Origin of the sequence: Bacteroides mediterraneensis (assembly GCF_025993685.1) — a bacterium.
Taxonomy (GTDB): domain Bacteria; phylum Bacteroidota; class Bacteroidia; order Bacteroidales; family Bacteroidaceae; genus Phocaeicola; species Phocaeicola mediterraneensis_A.
Genome location: NZ_DAJPEN010000001.1, coordinates 3,309,138 through 3,334,512 on the forward strand (window position 1 = coordinate 3,309,138; position 25,375 = coordinate 3,334,512).

At 41.1% G+C, this 25,375-nt stretch carries 11 protein-coding genes; 7 read left to right on the forward strand and 4 right to left on the reverse strand.

Going from position 1 to position 25,375, the window contains the following annotated elements; all coding sequences use genetic code 11:
- Window positions 1-46 precede the first annotated feature (46 nt).
- Window positions 47-1,627: a RagB/SusD family nutrient uptake outer membrane protein gene (locus OIM59_RS14230; protein ID WP_303897354.1), complete on the reverse strand. Its 1,581-nt coding sequence runs from the start codon at window positions 1,625-1,627 to the stop codon at window positions 47-49.
- 22 nt (window positions 1,628-1,649) lie between these two features.
- On the reverse strand, window positions 1,650-4,832 hold the full coding sequence (locus OIM59_RS14235; protein ID WP_303897357.1) for a TonB-dependent receptor: 3,183 nt from the start codon (window positions 4,830-4,832) through the stop codon (window positions 1,650-1,652).
- Window positions 4,833-5,171: 339 nt separating this feature from the next.
- Between OIM59_RS14235 and OIM59_RS14240 the strand changes: the two genes are divergently transcribed.
- The 3 genes from OIM59_RS14240 to OIM59_RS14250 all read left to right on the forward strand — a co-directional run bounded on the left by OIM59_RS14240 (window position 5,172) and on the right by OIM59_RS14250 (window position 11,128).
- Window positions 5,172-6,335, forward strand: a complete 1,164-nt coding sequence (locus tag OIM59_RS14240; RefSeq protein WP_303897360.1) for a site-specific integrase — start codon at window positions 5,172-5,174, stop codon at window positions 6,333-6,335.
- Between the two features lie 266 nt (window positions 6,336-6,601).
- Window positions 6,602-9,655: a SusC/RagA family TonB-linked outer membrane protein gene (locus tag OIM59_RS14245; RefSeq protein WP_299171992.1), complete on the forward strand. Its 3,054-nt coding sequence runs from the start codon at window positions 6,602-6,604 to the stop codon at window positions 9,653-9,655.
- Between the two features lie 18 nt (window positions 9,656-9,673).
- Entirely contained in the window at window positions 9,674-11,128 is a 1,455-nt protein-coding gene (locus tag OIM59_RS14250) for a SusD/RagB family nutrient-binding outer membrane lipoprotein (protein ID WP_303897364.1), read from the forward strand.
- Between the two features lie 95 nt (window positions 11,129-11,223).
- Here the strand turns inward: OIM59_RS14250 and OIM59_RS14255 are convergent, their stop codons facing one another.
- Entirely contained in the window at window positions 11,224-12,780 is a 1,557-nt protein-coding gene (locus OIM59_RS14255) for an ATP-binding protein (RefSeq protein WP_288353359.1), read from the reverse strand.
- A 241-nt stretch (window positions 12,781-13,021) separates the two neighbouring features.
- Here OIM59_RS14255 and OIM59_RS14260 point away from each other — a divergent pair, with 241 nt between their 5' ends.
- Entirely contained in the window at window positions 13,022-15,772 is a 2,751-nt protein-coding gene (locus tag OIM59_RS14260; protein WP_303897367.1) for a TonB-dependent receptor, read from the forward strand.
- 18 nt (window positions 15,773-15,790) lie between these two features.
- Window positions 15,791-17,248 (forward strand): RagB/SusD family nutrient uptake outer membrane protein, encoded by a 1,458-nt coding sequence (locus tag OIM59_RS14265; protein WP_303897369.1) that lies wholly within the window; start codon window positions 15,791-15,793, stop codon window positions 17,246-17,248.
- 158 nt (window positions 17,249-17,406) lie between these two features.
- Here OIM59_RS14265 and OIM59_RS14270 read toward each other — a convergent pair whose 3' ends face one another.
- A complete protein-coding gene (locus OIM59_RS14270) occupies window positions 17,407-18,312 on the reverse strand; it encodes a nucleotidyltransferase (protein ID WP_072543518.1) in 906 nt (301 codons plus the stop codon).
- Between the two features lie 133 nt (window positions 18,313-18,445).
- Here OIM59_RS14270 and OIM59_RS14275 point away from each other — a divergent pair, with 133 nt between their 5' ends.
- Together OIM59_RS14275 and OIM59_RS14280 are read left to right on the forward strand one after the other, a co-directional pair.
- Entirely contained in the window at window positions 18,446-23,062 is a 4,617-nt protein-coding gene (locus OIM59_RS14275) for a translocation/assembly module TamB domain-containing protein (RefSeq protein WP_303897372.1), read from the forward strand.
- Window positions 23,037-25,370 (forward strand): BamA/TamA family outer membrane protein, encoded by a 2,334-nt coding sequence (locus tag OIM59_RS14280; protein ID WP_299173462.1) that lies wholly within the window; start codon window positions 23,037-23,039, stop codon window positions 25,368-25,370. Before OIM59_RS14275 ends, OIM59_RS14280 begins: the two co-directional genes overlap by 26 nt.
- Window positions 25,371-25,375: the final 5 nt, after the last annotated feature.

Below are 25,375 nucleotides of genomic sequence, written 5' to 3' on the forward strand. Positions count from 1 at the left end.
CCATCAAAAGATATACCTCCTTCTCAATATTAGTCTATCCTACGAATTAAACTGAAGGTTGCGGAGCTGCCGGATTATTGTCGGCTTCCGTAATACCCTTGTTAGTTTCCATTTCACATTGTGGAATACGATAAATCATAATCTGAGACTCTGGCTCCAAATTGAACTGAACAATAGCCGCATAGTTTGTTCCTTTACGAATAATAGGTTTCTTGAGACGCAAAATATCAAATAGAGCAAAGCCTTCACCCCATAACTCCATACGACGCTGCAACCAGATTTCATCCTGCATAGCTTCTGCAGAAGAAGCGTTGCATACATATGACGGATTACGATAAGTTTTCACGAAATTCTCCAATGTCTGTTTGGCCGTAGGCAGGTCTCCAGACATTGCTTCACCTTCCGCCTTGATCAGATACATTTCTTCCACACGCATCAGTGGCCAGTCTTGTGAGTTAGTGGTATTACCCATTACATCCTGATACGGACCAAATTTCACATTGGTATAAGGAGCCAAACCAAAATAATCAATCACAGGAATACCTCCCACCGTTTTATTGTCCACCAAAGTAGAAGTTGTATCCGGAGAAATAAACCACTGTTTGCGGATATCTGTAGCAGGAATCTGATCATACAATGCAGAGCTTACATAACGGAAAGAACCCGTCAGTGTAGTATAACCGTTTCCAGTCAGTGAACACAAGTGAGAAGGCCAGTTGATAATACCTGTGGTAACCACATCATTATCTGGAGTAATCAGCACTCCCCACAACCAAGAATCGGCAGAAGCTGAATTGAATGTCGGACTAGACACTTCACTGAGCGACTGAGGTGTTCCACCTTCAATGGCTTTTGCTGCATCCTTCGCCGCCTCTGCCCAATTCTGCATCAACAAGTTTGCACGAGCTCGCAAACCATAGGCCGTAGCTTCATCTATTTTATCCTTTGATGAACCATTGTCATAACCAGCCAACAAAGTAACCGCCTCATTCAAATCTTTCATAATCTGGTCATAAACCTGCTGAACTGTAGCACGAGGATTGTTCTGCATCTCCTCTTCTGTCATATCCTCAGTAATGATAGGCACACACAATGCATCTTCATGCCCTTTATAAGTAAACTGATAAATCTGAGCCAAATTCATTAAATCGTATGCACGAGCCGCCAAGGCCTGCCCACGATAAACCAACATGGTTTCATCTTTCGTACCTTCCGTCAGCACAAGCACATCATTGGCAGTTTTCATGTGATTATAGAAAGTTTTCCAAATCAATTCATCTCCTGCACTTGTATAAAGACGGTCTGAGTAATTCTGCGCCGTTGCAAACCAGTTATAACCTGAAGTCGTACAAGGCATATCCTGTCCACCCTGTTCCAGGAACTGACTTACAGCAGCTACTCCATAGTCATTATGATAGGTAGTAGCATCATCTGAAATTGTACCGAATGTATTCAATTTCGCAGCCATCGCATTGACACCTGCCACAACCATATTCGGACGCTTACTTATAATCTCCTCGTTCTGCCCATCTCCTACATACTGGCCTTCCGGAAGCTTATCCAGGTCACAGGAAGCCAGACATAAGGCAGCACCTACGAATACCAAATATTTATTTGTCTTTTTCATACGTTCTAAAACATTTAATAAATTAGAAAATCAATGAGATACCACCGGAAATTGTACGAATCGGTGAGTACACATTATCCGCAGCTACATAACCCTGACGTGGATCGAGACCTTTACGGGCAGTCAGTAAAGCTACATTATCTGCTACGAAATACAAACGGATACCATCAATCTTAATCTTACGAGTCAAAGACTTCGGTAACGTATAACCAAACGTAATATTCTGCAAGCTCAAATAATCAGAACTTGTCAACCAACGGTCAGACAGATTGGATGTGTACAAGTCCTGCACATTCATACGCGGAACATCTGTATTCTTGTTTTCCGGAGTCCATGCTCTCAACATATCCACATGCCATGCTGCTCCCTGTGCATCCGTACTCATCAAGCTTTGGTAAGTATAGTCCAAAATACGTCCACCCAACTGATAAGCAAATGCAATAGAGAAATCAAAGCCTTTGAAAGTCAAGCTTGTGCCAAATCCACCATATACTTTCGGCAGGATGTCACCTGTAGCAAAACGGTTAGAAGATGCTTCAGTATAAGATGTGGTTACAGTCTCACCTGCTTCATTCGGTTCCAGCAAAGCCCATTGGCTCTCACCTGTTTCAGGATTCACTCCTGCATACTTCGGCAAATACAACTGGTACATAGATTCACCTTCACGGTAAATACGTGATCCGTCAATCAACTGACCATTCAGTTCAGGAGCCAGCTCCAGCACTTCATTCTTGAAGTGAGTCAGGTTAAAGTTCACATCCCAAGTAAAGTCTTTTGTACTGAAGATATTAGAGTTCAAATCCAATTCCACACCACGGTTGATCATAGAACCGACATTTTCCGGGAAACGAGAATATCCCATAGACGGAGACACCGGCTTAAAGTAAAGCATGTCAGTCGTCTTACGTGAGAAGTACTCTACCGTACCACTCAATTTGCCACCCCAGAAAGTAAAGTCAAAACCGGTATTGAAACTATGAGAAGTTTCCCATGTGATTTCCGGATTACCTTTATAATACAAAGAAGTAGCAAAGTCACTGTTACTGTTGGACAGTGTATATTGGTCCATGTAAGGATAATAGTTACGATACAAACCACCTTCATACATCAGGTTATCGTTACCTTGCAAACCGTAACTAATCTTGAATTTCAACATGTCAATCCAAGTCTGGTCTGCCAGGAAGGATTCCTTGTTCATCAGCCAACCTGCACCGATTGACCAGAAGTTACCCCAACGATTATCCGGATGGAACACTGAAGAAGCATCACGACGATAAGATCCGGAAACAAAGTATTTTCCATCATAATCATACTGCACACGGAACAACCATCCTTCAGTAGCATAATTGTTAGTGTAAGAAGAGTTATTCTGGTTCAAGATACCATTGTTCAGTTCCGGTACATCCGGGTTATAGATTTTTTCGCGTGAACCATACAAATATTGATATTTGTAGTTATAGTTTTCATAACCGGCTAACACATCCAAATTGTGTACATTATTGAATGTCTTGTTATAAGTCAGCAAATATTGCTGGTTCGTACTAAACGTACGCTGAGAAGCTACACTTACAATACCACCTACACCACTGGTTTCTGAATACTGACCATAATATGGATTGACCATATTGGTATAGCGTACGTTATTTGCATCTACACCAATATTGATTTTGGCCTTAATTCCACCCCAGATATCAATATCAGCAAACCATTTGCCACTGATTACATCACCGGCATATCGCATCATATCCAGCATGTAGCTGGCCAGCGGGTTGGCATTCGGAATCACATTGTCACGAGAGAAGTTCGTATCAGAACCGTAGTCATAACGTTTGTATCCTCTTTCATCTATCATGATATTGCCTTCTGCGTCGCGAATATACATCGGATAGATAGCACCCATGATATTGGCTGCATAGAATGCATTGGCATTGGATGAACCTCCTTCTGTATCTTGTTCACGGCTGTCATAATGAGTAAATGACACATTACCTCCCAGTTTCAACCAAGGTTTCACTTGATAATCTGCCTTCAAGCGGGCTGAATAACGTTGGAATCCAGAGTTCGGAACGATACCTTGATCGTCCAAGTAACCGGCAGACATGTAATAGTTCATTTTCTCAGTAGCACCACTGACACTCAGATTGTATTCCTGACGCATGTTGTTTTCAAACAATTCATCACTCCAGTTATCCGGTCTATAATAATATGTACCGTCAGAATAACCCAAAGTAGCGTTTGGATTCAATTTGCCATCCATGCCAATCAACTGTTCTCCATTAGGTACAGTGAAAACCTGATATCCTAAATAAGATGAAGACAACATAGCCTGATTAGCATATTTATTGGCCGCTACCAAATCACCCGCAGCTGCATATCCTTTCAGGTCACCATTGTAAATGGCAGAATAAGCCATTTCATAGAACTTGCCCGGATCCTGTACAGTCTCATAAGAAGGAACTCCACGCTTGTTGACACCCCATTTTGCATCGAATGTCACACGTGCATCCCCTGTTTTACCACGCTTGGTAGTAATCAAAATGACGCCATTTGCACCACGGGCACCATACAATGCATTAGAAGCCGCATCCTTCAATACAGTCATAGACTCGATATCAGAAGAGTTGATAGCAGAGATTTCCCCATCATAAGGCACCCCATCCACTACATACAACGGCGTATTGCTTGCTGAAATAGACCCGATACCACGAATACGTACGGTAGCATCCTTACCCGGCTGACCTGTACTACTTGTAGTCTGTACACCAGCGACCTGACCAGCCAAGGCATTCGTCACATTTGACGTCTGGCGAGAAGTGATCTTTTCATTTTTGATTGTAGATGCAGAACCTGTGAAAGCTGATTTTTTTGCCGTACCGTATGCAACAACCATCACCTCATCAAGTTGTTCTGCATCAGACTTTAACACCACTTTTACCATAGAAGCAATCTTCACTTCCTGTGACTGCATTCCGATGAAGGAAATAACCAAAGTTCCCGCGGAACTTGGTACGTTAGTCAACGTAAAATTACCATCGATATCGGTAACAGTACCTACAGTAGTACCTTTTACCAATACTGATGCGCCCACTACAGGTAAACCGTCTTCTTCAGAAGTAACATTACCAGTTACCTTCGAGATTTGAGCGTTTACCAGACCGATACCTATCATCAGGCAGGTCATTAACAGCATCAATTTTCTTTTCATAAAAATCTCTCTTAAAGTTTAACTTTACATTAATAAAAATTCATTCACTCTAACAGGGGGCAAAAATAATGATATATTTTTTAATATTTATACCTTTTTCAAGAAAAATCAGCCAAAAGGTTGCTTTTTAACACTTTTCTGAGGGAGTTCTGTGCAAAAGTATGTTTTTAGAAAGTAATTGATATGCTTTTTTTGTCTTTACACTTTTTTGCCATAATGAAATATAAATCTTTTCCATAAACAGTTTCTTTCTTCTAATTTAAATCGAACAGGCATAAATACGTTATAGACTTTCTCTAAATGCATATTATTTGCATATTCTTTTAAAAATCATATATTATGAACAAAATCCATTTTCGATTAGTGTACAATCGCAAAAAGAAGTTAAACAAGTATGGCGAAGCCCTTATTCAAGTGGAAGTATATCAAAACCGTAAAAAGATTTACATTTCGACAGGAATATACGTAAATCCACAACAATGGGACACTTCACGCAATAAAATCATCCACCATCCACATGCGGAAGAGCTGAATAGAATGTTGGAAGAATTTATACTGGAATTACAATGGGAAGAATTGAAATACTGGAAACGTGGCATTCCTATCAGCCTATCTGTTTTTCGAAAGTTAAAAGTGCATTCGGATACCGGGAAAATGACATTTTTACACTTTGGTAGAAACTGGGTAGAACAATCGTCGCGCAAAGAAAACACAAAAAAGAATTTGCTAACTACACTCGATTTACTCAATCACTTCCATCCTTCCATCGGTTTTGAAGATATCACTTACTCGTTTCTTCAGGATTTTGAAAATTTCATGCATCAGAAATTTTATGAAACGAATACCATAGCCAAACACATGAGACAATTAAGGACTTTTGTCAATGAAGCCATAAAGAGAGGCTATATGATGGCTGAAAATTATCCATTCAGAAATTATCAAATAAAAACAATACAAAGTAAACATACATTTTTGTTGCCCGAAGAAATCCGGAAGTTGGAGCAGTTGAATTTATCATCTTCTTCCGAGTCTTTGACACATAGTTTGAAAGCATTTTTGTTTTGTTGTTATACAGGAGTCCGCTATTCTGATTTTATACGCCTTAACGAGAAAAATATAGTAAAGCTGAAAGGAGGAAAATGGCTCATGTTTAAAACGGTAAAGACAGATACGGAAGTAAGTATTCCATTATATCTGTTATTTCAAGGAAAAGCGCTTCTTCTTTTACAAGAATATAAGCAGGATTTAAATTCTTTTTTTCGTTTGAAATCGAATTCATCAGTCAATAAAGATTTGAAGAAAATAGGTATAATGGCCCAAATAGACAAACATTTTTCATTTCATACAGCCCGTCACACCAATGCTACGCTTCTGATATATAATGGAGCACAAATAACTACAGTACAAAAGCTGTTAGGTCACCAAAGCGTGAAAACCACCCAAGGTTACAGTGAGATATTTTCCGGTACAATCATCAAAGACTTGAAGAAATGCAAATTCTAGGGTCCCTTAAATATAAAATTATATCAAGGAGATAGGCAAACGTGAAAAAACATAGGCAGTTATAAAATAACACCTTGTTACGTTTTATGTTTTCCGAGGCAGAAACGTATGTTTTCCTATAGGGAAACGTACGTTTTCGCACTGGGAAACATACGTTTTCCACATACGAAACATAGAATATGGCAAACAAGTTAATAATTAATGCCGTTAGATTTCTATTTCTATCAGTAAAAATGTGGTAGAAAACTTATGCCATTTTCACCATTATGAATGGTTTTGAAGAAGCTATATACAAACCAGCGATTTTTCAACGCGTTGTTTACCAGTTATTTACATGCGACTTTAGTTCCGCGGGAACTTTGGTCATTTCCTTCATCGGAATGCAGTCACAGGAAGTGAAGGTACAACCGGTGGTTAAAGTAGTTTTGAAATCTGATGCTGAACAGCTTGATGAAGTAGTTGTAACTGCAATGGGTATCAAGCGTGACCGTAAGGCGTTGGGTTATGCAGCACAGGATTTAAAATCTGATGAATTAAGTAAAAGTGGTACAACTTCATTGGCCAATGCCATACAAGGAAAATTGACTGGAGTCGAAGTTCGCCAGTCTTCTGGTGCACCGGGAGCTTCTTCACAAATTATTATCCGTGGGGCCCGTTCGTTCGATGGAAACAACCAGCCTCTGTATGTGATTGATGGTATGCCGATTAATACCTCTGCCGACTTCGATACCGGAAGCTCTGTAACTGGTGCGAACTATGCCGACCGTAGCATTGATATCAATCCTGAAGATATTGAAACTATTAACGTACTTAAAGGGCAGGCTGCTTCTGCCTTGTACGGTATCCGTGCTTCCAACGGTGTGATTGTAATTACAACCAAACGTGGGGCAAAAAACAATCTGAACAAACCAGCTGTCACTATCTCTACAAACTTGAGTGCACAACGGGTGTCAAGAAAGTTTGAACGTCAGACTGTGTATGCACAGGGAGATAACATCAGTGCATATAATCCTTCCTCCTCCAGCACATGGGGACCTAAAATCAGTGATTTGCCTAATGACCCGGTTTATGGAGGTAACACCAATAACAGTTATACCGCTGAATATGGCATGCACGAAGGCCAATATTATAATACTCAGCGTGCCAAAGCAGGATTGGACGGTTGGACTACTCCTCAAATTTATGACAATGTTGGTGATTTCTTGGGTACAGGTTTTACTGAAAATACTAACGTGAACATATCTCAAAGCCTTAATGGAGTGAACTATTCGTTTGGCTTGAACAACTCTTATCAGAACGGTATTATTCCGTCTACTGGAATGAACCGTTGGGGCGCAAGAGGATTGGTTGACTGGAAAATCAATGAGGAATGGAATACGGGTTTTTCTGCAAACTATTCTTCTACAAAGATTACTTCTGCACCAGGTGCCAACGACGGTATCATGAACGTAGTTTATTCAGCTCCGGCAGAATATGACCTGAAAGGTATTCCAACCCATGTTCCGGGAGATGTTACTAATCAGGTATTGTTCCGTTCTACTTCTTTCGTGAACCCTTACTGGTGGGCAGACAACAACGAATACTTGCAGCATACGAACCGTGTGTTTGGAAATGCTTATCTTGAATACCAGCCTAAATTGAACTGGGGAGATGAATTTACATTGAAGTTCCGTGAACAGGCCGGTTTGGACATCTGGACATCCAACTATTCGGATGTACGAGAAATGGGTTCAACCACAGCTTTAACCGGAGGTGATATTGAAAATTATGGTTCTCAGCACAACGTATTCAATAACTTGTTTACCATCAATTTTGACGGACGGTTCGGAAATGAAGACGAATGGGGCTTGAATATCATCTTAGGTAATGAATTCAATGATGAGAATATCCGTACATGGGACTATTATGCAAGTAATTTCAATTTCCCTGGGTTTACCACTATCGGGAATGCTACCAACCTGGCTTCTGCCAGTGAATATACCAGACGGGAACGTACGGTCGGTTTCTTTGGAAGTGCATCTGTATCATGGAAAGACCAGCTGTATCTGACCGTTACCGGACGTAATGACTATGTATCCACAATGCCTAGAGGTAGCCGTAGCTTCTTCTATCCTTCTGTATCTTTGGGATGGGAATTCACCAAACTGCCTTTCCTTGAAGGTAACAGCGTAATCAACTATGGTAAATTAAGAGGTTCATTTGCACAAGTCGGTCAGGCCGGAAATTATTACAATAATTTCTATTATACCCCGTCTTATGGTGGAGGTTTCTTAGCCTATACTCCGGTGTCTTATCCTCTTCCAAGCGGTGTTTCATCATACGTTCCCTATTATGTGGTCTATGATGAAAACCTCAAGCCACAGAATACGGTCAACTATGAAGCCGGTATTGACTTACATCTGTTCAACAGTAGAATCAAAATGGAATATACATATAGTTTGCAGAATGTAAAAGACCAGATATTCTCTGTACCGACAGATGGTACTATAGGTTATCAGTATATGATGACTAATGCAGGAAAAATGCGTACACATGCACATGAATTCTCAATCAATGCAGCCATCCTGCAGAGTAAAGATTATGATTTGAACTTAGGTATCAACTTCACTCGGATTGTAAATAAAGTGGTTGAACTGGCTCCGGGTGTGGAATCAATCATGTTGGGTGGCTTTGTAGAACCGCAGATCAGAGCTCAGGCAGGATGTACATATCCTAATATCTATGGCGCAGCATTCAAACGCGACAGCGAAGGAAACCTGCTTTTGTTAAACGGTCTGCCACAGGCTACAGGAGACAGCCAGAACTTGGGCAACTGTTCACCAGACTTCACCACAGGTATCACTTTCGGCGGACGCTACAAACGTCTTTCTTTGGAGACCACATGGAGCTGGCAGCAAGGTGGTAAGATGTATCATGGCACGAACATGACACTGAATTATTTCGGTGCTACCAAGGAATCTCTTGACTATCATGAAGGAACGATGGTAGCTGAAGGAGTTGATGAAGCTACGGGAGAAAAGAATACGGTTGAAGTCAGCAAACAGGCCTACTATCAGGCGTACTATAATATCTCAGAATCAGGTATATATGATACTAGCTTCGTGAAATTACGCGACGTTACATTAACATATCAATTGCCTAAAATGGGAATATTCGATATCTCAGTGTATGGATTTGCCCGTAACATTCTGGTATGGGCTAAGTTACCAAACTTCGACCCAGAATCATCACAGGGTAATAATAACATGAGTGGATATTTTGAACGTTTCTCTGTGCCTAATACTTCAAGCTTTGGCGGTGGACTTACTATTAAATTCTAAAATAAATACGATTCAAATATGAAGAAATATATATTATCCGTTTTGTCTGTTGCATTTCTCGGACTGACATCTTGTACCGAGGATATAATGGACGATATCAACAAAGATAATCAGCATCCTGCTCCTGAAAACGTGTCAGCCGCGCTTCAGTTGACAGATGCAATCATGGCCACAGGTTTCAGCACCGTTTCTGGAGATTATGCTTTTTATCTCTCTTCTCTCAATGAGCAAGAAATTGGAATTGGAAACAATCAGCTGATGAGAGCTGAACTACGTAACTCCTCTGAATGGGCTGCGTCTACAACCTTTAACAATGTCTGGAATGCTACCTACGGGAACCTGATGAACATTCGTCAGATGATTGATAAAATCAACACCGGAACCCAAGGTAATGCCGGCAAATATGACTTGCTAGGTATGGCACAAGTTCTGGAAGCCTTGAATTTTGGAGTATTGACAGATATGCATGGAGATATTCCTTATAGCGAGGCTTTGCTGGGGCAAGAAAATCTCCAGCCTAAACTGGATGCACAAAAGGATGTGTATGCCGGCATATTGAAAACCTTGGACGATGCCATCGGAAACCTTGAAAAAGGAAAAGATTTAAAGTCTGCCGGAAATCAAGACATTGCGTTTAAAAACGATAATGAACAGTGGATGGCCACAGCATACGCTTTAAAGGCCCGCTATTTAATTCATCAATTGGCTGTAACCGAAGATAGGAATGCACTGTTAACAGAGGTGAAAGCTGCGGCTGGGAAGGCTGTCGAACTGGGTTTCAAAGGATTCATGATTAAAGAATTCAACGGTGTTACCTGTGATAATCCTTGGAGCGCTTATTTGTGGAGCAGATATTACATTGCTTCTTCAAAAACCGTTACGGATTTAATGGGTAGTGACGATCCTCGTTTTAGTTATTACACTTATGAAACAGGAGAATCATATACTCCTGGAGATGAAACTGTCGCACAAGTTGCCGACGGAAGTCTGGCTTTCCCGGAATGGTATGATTTAGGTACTCAACCTCTTCATCTGTTCAGTGTGTCTGAATTATATTTCATCTTGGCTGAAGCTAAATTACGCCTGAATGAAGATGCTACCAATGAATTCCAAAAGGCTGTAACCGCTTCTATCAGTGAAATATTAGGATGGTGTGGAGATGATAGCGATGTCAGTGCTTACGTGAATTCACTGGGAACGCCGACGCTCAAGACGCTTTTTGAACAAAAGTACATTGCTCAATGTGCAGACGAGCAAGTGGAAACTTACAATGATTTACGCCGTCTGAAAGCAATGGGAGAAAGTTATGTAGTCCTGACCAATCCTTACAACACACAAGGAGGGGTAAATCGTTATCCGGAACGCTTGCCATACGGTAACAGTAGTGTATTGAGCAATCCAAACGTAAGTAGTGCATACGGAGATGGGTATTACATCTACTCTGAAAAAACATGGATAAACGGTGGCAAATAAAACATGATTTTGCTGGATATTTTATCCTTCTCAACTAAATAAAGAAAAACTTACCCAAGTTTACGTTTGGAGCGTATTCTTGGGTAAGTTGTTTTTTATCTTAAACTGTCTTCCACAATCCATTTCTGGATATTCCGTGTCTTATTGCTGAAGTTTACGCCTATTTTGAAAACCCTCCTCCCATCTGTTTGGAAAGGAATTGCGTAGTGTTTGTCATTTATCTGTTTCAATGCCTCTTCAGCAGAACCGTCCAGTTTAAATTCCATCACATAAATAAAATGGTTTGTTTTTATCACCAGATCTATGCGGCCCTCTGAGGTATGATATTCTGCCTCTGTGTAGAAACCAAGCAGTTTGAATATGATGAAAAGTACATTCTGATAATGTAGCTCCAAATCGCGTATCATTTCATAGGGAGTATCCGCAAAAAAACTTTGCAGGCGTGAAAAGAAGGCATCTATCTCTCCTTTTTCTACTTCCTCTATAAAACTCATCATTTGAAATGCTGACTCTGTGGGCTGTACATGGGCATAATATGGCAACAGATAACTAATAAAACCTTCTTCTACTTCTTTGTTGGGAAACCCCAAAGTATATATGTTAAAACGGGAATTATAGTCTTTAATCGTCAGGTATCCACTTTGATATAGGACTGAGATAGGGCTATTTGCCAAAGGCTCTACGCCATTCAGTAAATCAGCTGTAACCATTTCATTTGAAAGACGGGCCAAATTGCATTTGTTTTGTTTAAGCAATTGGGCCAGATAAGTCGGTGTACCTGTTTCAAACCAATAATTGCCGAACTTCATTTTAGCAAACGTGTTGAAAAGGCTAAATGGGTTATACAATCCTATGGAATCTTCAGTAAAATGATATCCGTCATAACGCTCTTTTAAAGACTGACAGACTTGTTCATAACTCATATTGGTATGAACAGACAATTCATGCAGGTCTTCTTCCAGCCAAGTATGAATCTCATCTTCCGTAATTCCACAAAGTGCAGCATATCGTTGGTCAAAGGATATATCCATCAAATTATTCAAATCGCTGAATATGCTTACCTTACTGAACTTGGTAACACCTGTCAATAATGCGAATTGAATATATTGATCTTTGCTTTTCAATGCTCCATAAAAGGCCTTTAATGTATCACGATAACTGTCTTGCAGTTCATTGCTTCCGATAGTCTGAAGCATGGGCTTATCATATTCGTCTACCAAAATCACGACATTTTTTCCGGTCTTTTCGGCTGCACGCTGAATTATTCCTTGGAAACGCAAGGATAAAGATACTTCGCTCGGCTCTGTTCCATAGACTTTTTCCCATTTTGTTAAGATATCATTCAAAATATCATCAAGGCTTTTAAGTGTGTCATATTTTTGCGCATTTAGGTCAATATGTAAAACTGGATAAGAGAGCCACTCTTTTTCCACCTGGTCAATATACAATCCTTGAAACAAATCTTTTCTCCCGGAATAATAGGCTTCCAACGTAGATATCAACAAGCTTTTCCCGAATCGTCTTGGCCGACTGAAAAAATAATACTTTCCGGTCGATACCAAACGATAAATAAGTTCAGTTTTATCTATATACAGATAGCCTCCTTTACGAAGGCTCTCGAAACTTTGTATACCTACAGGATATTTTTTCATCTTGCTAAAGTGTTTGTTTACAAAGTTAGTTTTTTTATCTTATAACTCATTCAAAATTAAGAAATATAAGTTGTAATATAACCGGGATTCTATAATAAAAAGGGAGTAGATTCTGGGTAGAAAAATTGTGAAAAACATCCTCTTGTAGATTATTAGAACTTATGAAGAGGAAATATTTAGAAAAAAATGTATAAGCTTGATTACAAGACAATTATAAGGATTCTTTAGTTCCGCGGGAACTTTGGTCATTTCCTTCATCGGAATGCAGTCACAGGAAGTGAAGGTACAGCCACGTATAAATGTGATATTGAAATCGGATGCTGAAACATTGGATGAAGTGGTAGTGGTTGGTTACGGTAGCGCCAAGAAGGTTGGAACAGTAGTCGGTTCTATTGCAAATGTAACTTCTGAGAAGATTGCTGCAAGACCTGTTGTAAACGTAATGGATGCATTACAAGGACAAGTAGCTGGTTTACAGGTATTTACAAGCTCTGGTGACCCAGGTGACAAAAGCATGGCTGCGTCTTCTTATTTGCGTGGAATCGGTTCATTGACTGCCGGGAATTCTCCTTTGTATGTATTGGATGGTTCACCCGTAAGTGCTGAAATTATGAGTATGATGAACCCCAATGACTTTGCAAGTGTAACAGTTCTGAAAGACGCGTCTGCCACATCCATTTATGGTTCACGTGCAGCCAATGGAGTTATCTATATCACGACTAAGCGAGGCAAGATGAACGAAAAAGCAATAGTCACTGTCTCAGGGAATTATGGTGTATCTACACTAGCTAAAGATATTGCGACTCCTATGAGTTCAAGCCAGTTGTTGGGCTATCAGTTAAAACATGGAATTATTACCCAAGACACCTATGATAAGTATATGGCATCAGGAGTCAATACCAACTGGCAAGATTATTTCTTTAAAAATGCTCCTACTTATCAAGGCAACCTTTCAGTTCAAGGGGGAGGCGATAAGTCACTCTATTATTTGTCTGCTTCTTATATGAATCAAGAAGGTATTGTTTATGGATCAGGATACGAACGATATACTTTGCGAGCAAACTTAGAAACAAAAGTAAACAACTGGTTGCGCATCGGAGCAAATATCGCCGGGGCTTATGACATGACAGAGACTTCCTTGTATACTTATCAAGGTTCAAACAGTCTGAATGGCGGTGTCTTCGGAACAATCTTGAATCAACCTTATTTTAACCCTTATGATGAGAACGGAAATCGTTTGGAAAAAATCCCGGGATTGAATGGTTATGACCCTAATTATCTTACTGATAAAAATCCTAACAAAGGAAACCAAGCTCAGTTTAATGGAAATGCATTTATCCAACTGACCCCGATCAAAGGATTGACCTTACGTTCTCAGCTAGGTATAGAAGCTTATGACTACCGTAAAACCTCAAAGGCACTCCCTTCACATCCTAGTGTAGACGGCATTGGTACTACAACTGAACTTTTCCAAAGACGCTCTCAGTTCACAATTACCAATACTGCAGAATATAAATTTGATATTAACTATGACCATCATATCACCTTATTGGCAGGACAAGAAGGTATCAAGAGTGATTTTAATGGATTTGTTAGTAAAACAACAGGACAGAATGATGATAGATTGTCTAGTATTTGGAGTGGAACCAGTGCACTGTTAGTTAACTTAGGTGACTACAGCGGAAGTATGGATCCCTACTCTTATGAATATTTATCATTCTTTGGCCGCGCTGAATATGCATACAAAGAAAAATATTATGCAGATTTTTCTGTACGAAATGACGCCTCTTCTCGCTTCGGAGCGGATAACCGTGCAGCAACCTTCTTCTCTGGTGGCTTAATGTGGAACATGAAAGAAGAAGCATTTTTGAAGGATGTTGATTTCCTTACTACATTAAAAATAAAAGGTAGTGTCGGTTCCACAGGAAACTCTGAAATTGGAAATTACGATCATCTAGGACTTGTAGGTACCCGCAATTATAACACACAAGGAGGATGGTATATTTCTTCTCCTGGAAATGATCAGTTAGGTTGGGAAACACAAATCTTGACAAATATCGGAGTTGAAGCATCATTCTTTGATCGTATCCGGACAGAAATCACATGGTATAACCGTCAGACAAAAGATATGCTGATGGAAGTTCCGGTTCCTTATACAACTGGGTTCTCTACAATTATGCAGAACATTGGTTCCATGAAAAACACGGGTGTGGAATTATCATTCGGAGTTGATATCATCAAAACGAAAGATATGTTGCTGCAGTTCAATATGAACTATGCATACAACAAGAATGAAATCACTGAACTGTTTTATGGATATGAAGAATGGCCGATGCCAAGTTACTCTTTGACTTACAAAGTAGGTGAACCTCTTCAATTCTATATGCCTGTCTATGCAGGAGTAGATCCGGCAGACGGTAAACAAATGTGGTATGTTCCTGGAACAAATGGAGAAACGACGAAGGATGCCGACCTTGCTAGTTCTGGAGCTTTAGACCAAGCTACTGGTGTGACTCAATATGCTCCTCATACGGGTGGATTTAATTTAAATTTCTCTTGGAAAGGACTCTCTATTGGCGCAGATTTCGCATGGGTTCTAGGCAAACACATGGTAAATAACGATAGATATTTCTCTGAAAACCCAGCAAACTTTGCCGGATATAACCAATCCACAGAGGTTCTCAATGAATGGGAAAATCCTGGAGATATTACCAGCATGCCGAAGTATGGAGAAATTATGATTTTTGATACGCACTTGCTGGAAAACGCCTCTTTCTTACGTTTAAAGAATTTGGCCATAGGATATCAGTTCCCTAAAAATTGGCTAGAAAAAACCAAAATCATCAAGAACTTTAAAATAACAGCTGCTGCACGTAACTTGTTTACTATTACGAAATACAAAGGAGCTGACCCGGAAATTGACTCTAACTTAACATATGGAGCATTCCCAAATACTAAGCAATTTACAATTGGAGCTGAAATCACATTCTAATTCAAAATGACATATATTATGAATAAAATAGTATTAGGAACTTTATTTTCTGCAATGGCTGTTCTTACGGCATGTGATTTGGACAAATATCCAGAGACCAACATCTCTACAGAAACGTCATGGCAAACCATAGATGATGCAACCCGTTTTGAGACCGGTTTATATTCGTTTTTACAAACTATAAACGGAGGACTCTATATTTATGCATCAGACTATCAGTCTGACTTATTTAATGCTACGTACTCTTTTGCAAATAGAGGAGGAGATTTGCATAGATGGGACTTTACAAGTTCACAATATGATATAGAAGATATTTACAAGAATAACTACTTCTGCATCACAAATTGTAATAATATAATCAATAATATTGATAACATCACTCTTGAAAACGAAGAGGATCAACAAAAGGCTAAGAATATAAAAGGCACAGCATATTTGATACGTGCTTTATGTTATCATACACTTGCTTTACGTTTTGCTAAAGATTATGAGCCCGAAACAGCGGCTTCCAATTTGGGCTTGCCAATCGTTTTAGAAGTAGATCCTAATGCCAAACCGAGTCGTTCTTCATTGGCTGATACTTATAAGCAAATCAAATCAGATATAGCAGAAGCTAGAAAACTAATGACAAAGGAAGGGGCATCTAATTCCATTTATTTAACCACAGATGTGATTGATGCTTTAGAAGCACGTGTAGATTTGTATATGCACAACTATACGGAGGCTATTACTTTATCAGAATCACTAATGAATAAATATCCATTGTCTACGACAGAGGCTGATTTATCTAAAGTATTTCTAAACGATGAAGGAAGTGAAATTATATATAAGGTATTCTCATCTATAGATGAAAGAACCAATGAACTTCCTTATTATTTATATTGGAATACATCTGTTGAAAGTTATAGCCCTGATTTCATCCCTTCACAATGGGTTCTTGATTTGTATGAATCTAATGACATAAGAAAAGATGCCTATTTCTTGTGTGACAAAGTGGTCTGTGGAGATAAATCAGCTAATGATATTTATATGTTGAATAAATATCCTGGAAATCCGGATTTAAAAAATACAACTTATGAATATTATAATATGGCAAAGTTGTTTAGAAGTGCAGAGTTCTATTTGATTGCAGCTGAAGCCTCTTATAGAGAAGGTAATGAACCTGAAGCTTTAAATTACTTAAATAGTTTACGCGTTAAACGTGGCGCATCTAGTCTTTCAAAAAGTGAAAACGACCTATTCACATCTATTAAAGAAGAATGGATTAGAGAATTTATTGGTGAAGGAATGCGTCTTAATGATTTAAAAAGATGGCATGACGGATTCCAACGCCACGATCCTCAGAATCTGAATATTCTGTCCATAGGAACAGGTATGGAATCTTTAAACATTAGCTCTGATAATCAAAAGTTTGTATGGGAAATTCCTGCAAATGATCAAAATGCGAATAAAAATATCGTTCCTAACTGGAACTAATTTTATTTTCTCTTAATAAAAGGGGGCGGTTTTCAATTCGAAATCCGCCCCCTTTTTGTATGCATAAACTTCAAAATATCCACTTACAGACACCAAAAAAACCGGAACCACAGTTTTCTGCAGCCCCGGCTTCCTTTTATATAATTATCCGATTGTTATCAGAACAGTTTAGAAGGATACTCACCTGCATCCACCAAAGCCTGAATCTTGTCAACCACGCTCTGACGGTCGGCAGCGTATGTCACACCGAACCACTTGGAAGTAGTATCCAGCACTTTTACAGTAGCAGTGCCCTCATTAATCAATTTATTCACCATCAACGGAATAAAGTATTCACATTTCAGGTTTTCAATATTAGCTTTCAGGAACTCTACGAAATAGTCTTCAGAATATTTGAAATAGTCTGGAGTGAAACCCCACATATTCATTGAAACAGGCGTATTATCTTCAATACCTACCCACTCACCTTTTTCATCTTTATAAGAAACGACTCCGTTCACACGCATGATTTCCGTACGTTCCACCACGGTAGTCAGATGGGCATTCTCGTCGGTAGAGCAGATGCCGCGGGCTACAGAACCACTATCGGACAATGTATTTCCCACACGGAAACCAACCATACAGTAATCGTTCTTAGTTCCTTCAGGAAGCTCTGACAAATATTTGCCGATTACGGCAAAGCTGTCACGGCCATAGAAGTCGTCTGCGTTGATTACGGCAAACGGTTCTTTAATGACATCCTTACCCATCAATACCGCATGGTTTGTTCCCCACGGTTTTACACGGCCTTCCGGACAAGTGAAGCCCTCCGGCAAGTTCGTCAAATCCTGGAACACAACTTCCACAGGAATATGGTTTTCATATTTGCTTACAATCTTTTCACGGAAATCTTTTTCAAAATCACGACGGATTACGAATACCAATTTGCCAAAACCACCACGAATTGCATCAAAAATAGAATAATCCATGATTGTTTCGCCGTTAGGACCCAGTCCGTCAAGTTGTTTCAAGCCACCGTAACGACTCCCCATACCAGCAGCCAATACAAATAAAGTTGGTTTCATAAAGTTGTATATAAATTTAGTAACTCCACAAAGGTAAACAAATAATGTGATTTCAGCCCACAGTTCATAAACAAAAAGTATCATTATTTGGTTCTTTTTTGTATATTCGCAATATCTAATTGCTCAACAGCGTATGAAAAAGTATATAAAATGGGGAGGAATCGTGTTGGCAAGCCCATTCATCCTTTTCATCCTACTATGCATATTGATTTACATACCCCCTGTCCAAAATTTCATTGTGGACAAGGCTACAGCGTATGCATCGCAAGCTACGGGCATGCAGATTCATATACAACGCATTTCTCTGTCGTTTCCACTGGACCTGGTCGTACATGAAACTACCGTGAAAGACCAAAAAGATACCCTGCTGGACGTAGAAGAACTCACCGTAAAAATCCAACTGCTTCCTCTGCTGAAGAAACAGATAGAAGTGGATGGAGTGGGACTGAAAAATGCGTCTGTAAATACATCCAACCTGATTGAAGGGATATCACTGAAAGGAAAACTGGGCGAATTTTTCCTGAAATCACACGGAGTAGACCTGACACCGGAAACAGCCGTTCTTAATGAGCTGACATTGAAAAATGCAGATTTAAAGATGTGTCTGGCCGATACCACGGCACAAGATACCACCCGGAGCGCACCAATTTTCTGGAAATTCAAGCTGGAAAAAATAGACTTGCACAATGTCGGCTTCCAGATGGATATGCCACTCGACACGATGAATTTTGGGATTGTGGTAAAAAACGCTTCCCTGCGTGACGGACTGGTAGACCTGCATAAAGAAGCTTATTCGGCCAACGAGCTCAAACTTTTGAACGGTCGGGTATTTTATAATTCCGGAAATTCAGCCCCACTGGAAAAGGGTTTAGACCCTTCGCACATTATGCTTTCTGAAGTGAATCTGCAACTGGATTCCCTCTATTATCAGGGCAACAATATCCGTGCACTCCTACATCAATTTGAATTAAAAGAGCGCTCCGGACTGGAAATCACCTCTTCGGAAGGAAAGTTACAGGCAGACGACAAAGCAATCCGTGTGCCCGGACTGCAAATCAAAACCCCCAATTCTTTCATAACCTTCAACGCCACTGCCGACTGGTCTGTGACCGAACAGAATCAAGACGGAGTACTAGAAGGACAGTTAATGGCCGAAATCGGGAAAACTGATTTGTTCAAACTTATTCCCGACATGCCGAAGGAATTTATCCAATCGTTCCCGTCTGCCCCATTGCAAATCCGTATGGACATAAACGGAACCCTACAGGATTTAAAGCTGGCAACGTGTCAGATGAAAATTGCAGATTGTTTCCGGATGGAAGCTAACGGTACAATCAAACATGTACTTGACAGCATATCCAGAGAGGGTGTCATCAACCTGAATACGAATTTCTACCGGATGAATTTTCTGGAAAGCCTGACGGGAGGTATGCTGATTCCTTCGGGGACACAACTTCAAGGTAAGGCGCAAATGAAAGGAAATGACCTGCAGGCAGAAACCCGATTGAACCACAAGGAAGGCTATGTGGAACTGGACGGGAAGTATAACCTTCTGACAGAAGCCTATCAGGCGGATTTGAATATAGACCAACTGAATCTGCATAATTTCATGCCGATGGACTCTTTGTTCGAACTGTCTGCCCAGGCACACGTAAAAGGAAAAGGGTTCGACTTCTTCTCTCCTCGTACGTGGTTAAAGGTAGATGCCGCACTTTCTCATCTGCAATATGCCTCACACACGCTTTCAGGCGTACAACTCCAAGCTGGATTAAAAAACTCACAGGCAAACATGACACTGAACATAAAAGACAATGTCATGCAAATATCCTCTCAACTGGACGCATCATTACATCCGTCACGTGTCAAGGCAGACGGACTGATTCAGATAGCCAATTTAGACTGGTATGGAATGGGGATAGTCAAAACTCCTTTTAAGACTTCAAGCAACATTGATCTTCATTTGAATACCAATATGAAGAAAAGACATGGAATACAGGTTTCTGTCAAAGATATCCGATTAATCACGGAAAAACAGACCTACAAGACAAAAGATCTTCACATGGGATTTACTACGGCACGTGATTCCATTCATAGCTTTGTCAATGCAGGCGACCTGACCTTCCTGTTCCGTAGCAAAGGAGGAATTGACGAACTGGGCAACCAGTTTACCCGATTGACTCAGGCATTGGATATGCAATGGAAAAAAAGGCATATCGACCAAACGGCCTTAAAAGAGTTACTTCCTAACGCCCAACTGCGTATTTTAGCAGGAAAAGATAACCCTATTTCCAATATGCTGGCCATCCGGAAAATCAATTTTGACCGCATGAACGTAAACGTACAGACTTCTCCCGAGGAGGGACTGAATGCGGCCATGAATCTTTATGGGTTAAGGACGGACAGTCTGGCGTTTGATACAATTTATTTCAATGCCTCACAGCAACCTGAAAAGATTTTGTTAAGTAGTGGCATCATTGCGAACGACAAGCCTTTTCAGGAAGCATTCGACATCACGCTCAACGGAGATGTAGAAGCCGACAAAATAAACGCCACCATAGAATATCTGAACGGGAAAAAAGAATGTGGAGTCAACATTGGCATGACAGCCGGCTTGCAGAAAAAAGGCATCAGCCTGCATATCAACCCGTTTGACCCGACATTGGTGTACCGGAAATTTACGGTAAATTCTGACAACTACATCTATCTGAGAGACGACGGGCGTATTTTGGCCGACCTTTCCATCCACGATGAAATGCATACGGGCATCAGCCTTTATTCTACTCCTGATTCTACAGCACAACAGGATCTAACCCTTACATTGAGCCAGATTAATATCGGAGAGTTCAAACGGGTAATCCCTTACATGCCGGATATCAGCGGAATCATCAATGCCGAAGCACATTATGTACAGAAAGACGGCACGGACATGATTTCACTGGAAAATAGTGTGGACCAACTGGCATACAACGGCATCGCATTAGGAGACTGGACATTAAGTGCAGTATACCTGCCCAAACAAAGTGGAGAACAAAGTATCAACGGGTTCATCACCCGGAACAATCAGGAGATTGCCAGCATAGATGGTTCCTATTTCCCGGCAAAAGAAGAAGGGGATGACCGTCTCAGCGCGGAAATGGCTCTACACCATTTTCCTCTGGAGATTGCCAATTCCTTTATTCCCGACCAGATGGCTATTTTAAGTGGAGACGTAGACGGAACCATGAAGGTTTCAGGTAGCAGTGCCAGTCCTTTGATGAACGGACAAATCAACTTGGACAGCGTAAATATCTACATTCCGCAAGCTTCCTTGAATCTTCGTTTTGATGACAGACCGGTGGAAGTGAAAGACAGCAAACTGACATTCAACCGGTTCAAAATCTTCACCAAAGGGAAAACGCCGTTTACCATTGACGGAAGTGTAGACATGGCAGACCTCAGTCAAATGAAAATGGACCTGAAAATGGATGCCAACAATTTTGAGCTGCTGAATGCCAAACAGACCAAACGTTCGCTTGTATTCGGGAAATTATACGTAGACTTCCACTCTACCCTCAAAGGTACTCCGGACAACATGACCATACGTGGCAACATGAATATATTAGGAAGCAGTGACTTTACCTATATATTACAGGATTCTCCTCTTACCGTGGAAGACAAGCTGGGAGAAACGGTCACATTCATGAATTTTAGTGATACGACCTCTGTCAGCCGGAGAATATTACCAGCCTTGACATTGGGTGGAATCGACATGCTGATGACTCTCCACATCGATGAAGCCGTGCAATGCCGGGTCTATCTGGATGAGAAAGGAAGCAATTATATGTATTTTGAAGGAGGGGGAGACTTGTCTTTCCAATACACTCCTGCTGGAAGCATCATTCTAAACGGGAAATACTCTCTTCTGAGCGGAGAGATGAAGTACCAGCTGCCTATCATTCAGCTGAAGACATTCCACATACAAAGCGGAAGCTACATACAATGGAGTGGGAATGCCATGAATCCGCAACTGAACATCAAAGCTACTGAAAGAGTACGTTCGTCCGTAGCACAAGAAGGCCAGGCCTCCCGCATGGTCAACTTTGACGTGGGGGTAAATATCACCAACACATTGGAAGATTTGGGATTTACCTTCATCATTGATGCACCGGAAGACGGAACCATGCAGAACGAACTGGCTTCCATGTCGGCAGAAGAGAAGAACAAAGTGGCTGTAACCATGCTGGTAACAGGAATGTACCTGACGGAAGGGGGCACATTAGGTGGCGGCGGCGGAAGCAGCGTAATGAATTCGTTCCTGCAAGACCAGATTTCGAAAGTGGCCGGAAGTGCCCTCAAGACCATCGACGTGAACTTCGGCATCGAAACCAACAATGGCGAAGAAACCGGACAATCGAGCACAGATTATAACTTCCAATTCGCCAAACGGTTCTGGAACAACCGTATCCGGGTGGTCATCGGCGGAAAGGTTTCCACCGGAAACAACGTACAGCAGGATGAGTCTTTCATCGACAATATTTCATTGGAATACCGTCTGGACAATAGTGGAACACGATATGTAAAACTTTTCCACGACAAGAACTATGAAAGTATCCTCGACGGAGAAGTCACCGAAACTGGTGTAGGTATCGTATTGCGCAAGAAAGTAAGCAAGGTAGGTGAATTGTTTATTTTCAGAAAAAAAGAAAAAACACCCGTTGAAGCTGTAAAAAAAGAGGAAGATGAGAATGAAGATGAAAATAAAGATAAATAGCCGTTTCCTGACAGGGCTTCTGCTGCTTGTAATGATGGCGGCATGCTCTACGACCAAACATCTCCCTGAAGATGAGTTGCTTTACATCGGCACCCCTTCTCCCCAGATTGTCGGATACAACCCGGAAGATGAAGGAGAAGCCACTCTGGAAGAGGTGCAAGGGGCTTTGAACGTAGCACCGAACAACTCATTTTTCGGTAGCCCCAATCTTCGTATCCCTTTCCCTCTTGGATTGTGGGTGTACAACCGTTTTGAACGTTACGAGAAAGGTATCGGAAAATGGATTTTCAAGAAACTGGCAGCCGACCCTATTTATGTATCGACGGTCAATCCGGAAACCCGTACCAAGATTGCCAGCAATTTGCTGCGTGAAAACGGTTTCTTCCAAGGAAACGTAACGGTAAAAGTAGATACGGCCAAAAATCCCAAGAAGGCAAAACTACTGTATACCATTTATACGGGACAACGTTATAAACTGGATTCCATAAGTTATGTTGGGTTCTCAGGAAAAGCCGACACATTGATTCAGAAATTCTATGAAGAACGATTGCTCAAAAAAGAGGATGATTTCTCGGTCAACAAGCTGAATGAGGAAAGGAACCGCCTGGTGGAATTGTTCCGCAACAACGGATATTACTATTACCGCTCCGACTTTATCTCTTTTTTGGCAGATACCTTAATCCGTCCGGGATATGTGAACTTAAAAATCGTACAAAAACAGAATATACCGGAAGAAGGACTGCAAACATACTACATCGGAAACACGAAAATTAACCTGATCGGACATAACGGCGAATTGCCGGAAGATTCATTGAATTTCCACAACTTCACCATCCGCTATGCCGGAAAAAGACCAGGCATACGGTATGGAGTGCTTCGCCGGCGTTTCCTCTACCGTAGCGGAGAAACGTACTCGCAAATACGTCAGGACTATACACAACAGGCTTTGTCACGACTGGGGGTATTCAAGTTCAATGACTTCAAATATACTCCCCGCCGGGGGACAGATACGCTGGACATTGATGTCAATGCCATGTTCGACCTGCCTTACGACAGTGAACTGGAACTGAATGTCACCACCAAAAGTACGAAACAGACAGGGCCCGGAGCAAAGTTCAATCTTTCAAAAAAGAATTTCAAAAGAATGGGAGCGTCATTGAACCTGGAATTGTCAGGATCTTACGAATGGCAGACCAGTTCTACGGTGGACGGTGAAAGTTCCGTAATGAATTCATACGAATTAGGAGCGGCGCTGTCACTGAACTTTCCCCGACTGATTCTTCCGTGGATACGAAACCGGGTAGACCCGTTCCGCTTCCCGTCGGAGACTAATTTCAAAATTTACGCCGAGCAATTGAACCGTGCACGTTATTTCAAGATGTTATCATTCGGAGGAACCGTGTCCTACAGTTTCCAACCCAAACGCAGCATCAAGCATACGGTCACACCGCTACATCTGGCTTTCAACACTTTACAGAACCGCACAGCCCGTTTCGATTCCATTGCAAACGCTAACCCGATGCTGTTCCACAGCTTGGATGACCAGTTTATTCCGTCGTTGACTTATACCGTGACCTACGACAACAGCTACCGGAAAAAGAAGAGCCAAGTGTGGTGGGAAAACTCATTAACCTCGGCGGGAAATGTCACATCCATGATTTATGCGGCATTCGGTCAAAAGTTCAGCACCAAAGAAAAGAAACTGTTGGGAACCCCGTTCGCACAATTCCTGAAATACTCTTCAGAAGTCAGGTTCCTGCACCATATCAGTGAAAAGCAGCAAGTAGCCGCACGCCTCATGGGAGGAGTCATCTGGGCATACGGAAACAAAACAATTGCACCCTACAGCGAGCAGTTTTATGTAGGAGGAGCCAACAGTATCCGTGCCTTCACGGTCCGATCCATTGGTCCCGGAAGGTTCCACCCCACGAACACTGCCAGTTATTCCTATGTGGATGAGACCGGTGATATCAAACTGGAGGCCAATCTGGAATACCGTTTCCGTATTCTATCGAATTTCATGGGAGGCAACCTGAACGGTGCCACTTTTCTGGATGCCGGTAACGTATGGCTTATGCGGAAAGATGAAGCACGCCCGGAAGCAGAATTCAGCCTGAACAATTTCTTCGACAGCATCGCACTGGGAACAGGAGTCGGCCTACGCTATGACCTTTCTTTCCTGATTCTTCGCTTGGATTTCGGAATCGCCCTTCACGTGCCCTATGATACAGGCAAAAGCGGCTATTACAACATTCCCAGATTCAAGGATGGAATGGGAATTCATTTTGCCATAGGATATCCATTCTAATCTCA

Excerpts from the sequence above, each read along its gene's own strand:
- OIM59_RS14280 (WP_299173462.1), top strand. The coding sequence starts at position 23,037 with ATGAAGATGAAAATAAAGATAAATAGCCGTTTCCTGACAGGGCTTCTG.
- OIM59_RS14265 (WP_303897369.1), top strand. The coding sequence starts at position 15,791 with ATGAATAAAATAGTATTAGGAACTTTATTTTCTGCAATGGCTGTTCTT.
- OIM59_RS14230 (WP_303897354.1), bottom strand. The coding sequence starts at position 1,627 with ATGAAAAAGACAAATAAATATTTGGTATTCGTAGGTGCTGCCTTATGT.
- OIM59_RS14250 (WP_303897364.1), top strand. The coding sequence starts at position 9,674 with ATGAAGAAATATATATTATCCGTTTTGTCTGTTGCATTTCTCGGACTG.
- OIM59_RS14275 (WP_303897372.1), top strand. The coding sequence starts at position 18,446 with ATGAAAAAGTATATAAAATGGGGAGGAATCGTGTTGGCAAGCCCATTC.
- OIM59_RS14255 (WP_288353359.1), bottom strand. The coding sequence starts at position 12,780 with ATGAAAAAATATCCTGTAGGTATACAAAGTTTCGAGAGCCTTCGTAAA.
- OIM59_RS14235 (WP_303897357.1), bottom strand. The coding sequence starts at position 4,832 with ATGAAAAGAAAATTGATGCTGTTAATGACCTGCCTGATGATAGGTATC.
- OIM59_RS14245 (WP_299171992.1), top strand. The coding sequence starts at position 6,602 with ATGAATGGTTTTGAAGAAGCTATATACAAACCAGCGATTTTTCAACGC.
- OIM59_RS14270 (WP_072543518.1), bottom strand. The coding sequence starts at position 18,312 with ATGAAACCAACTTTATTTGTATTGGCTGCTGGTATGGGGAGTCGTTAC.
- OIM59_RS14240 (WP_303897360.1), top strand. The coding sequence starts at position 5,172 with ATGAACAAAATCCATTTTCGATTAGTGTACAATCGCAAAAAGAAGTTA.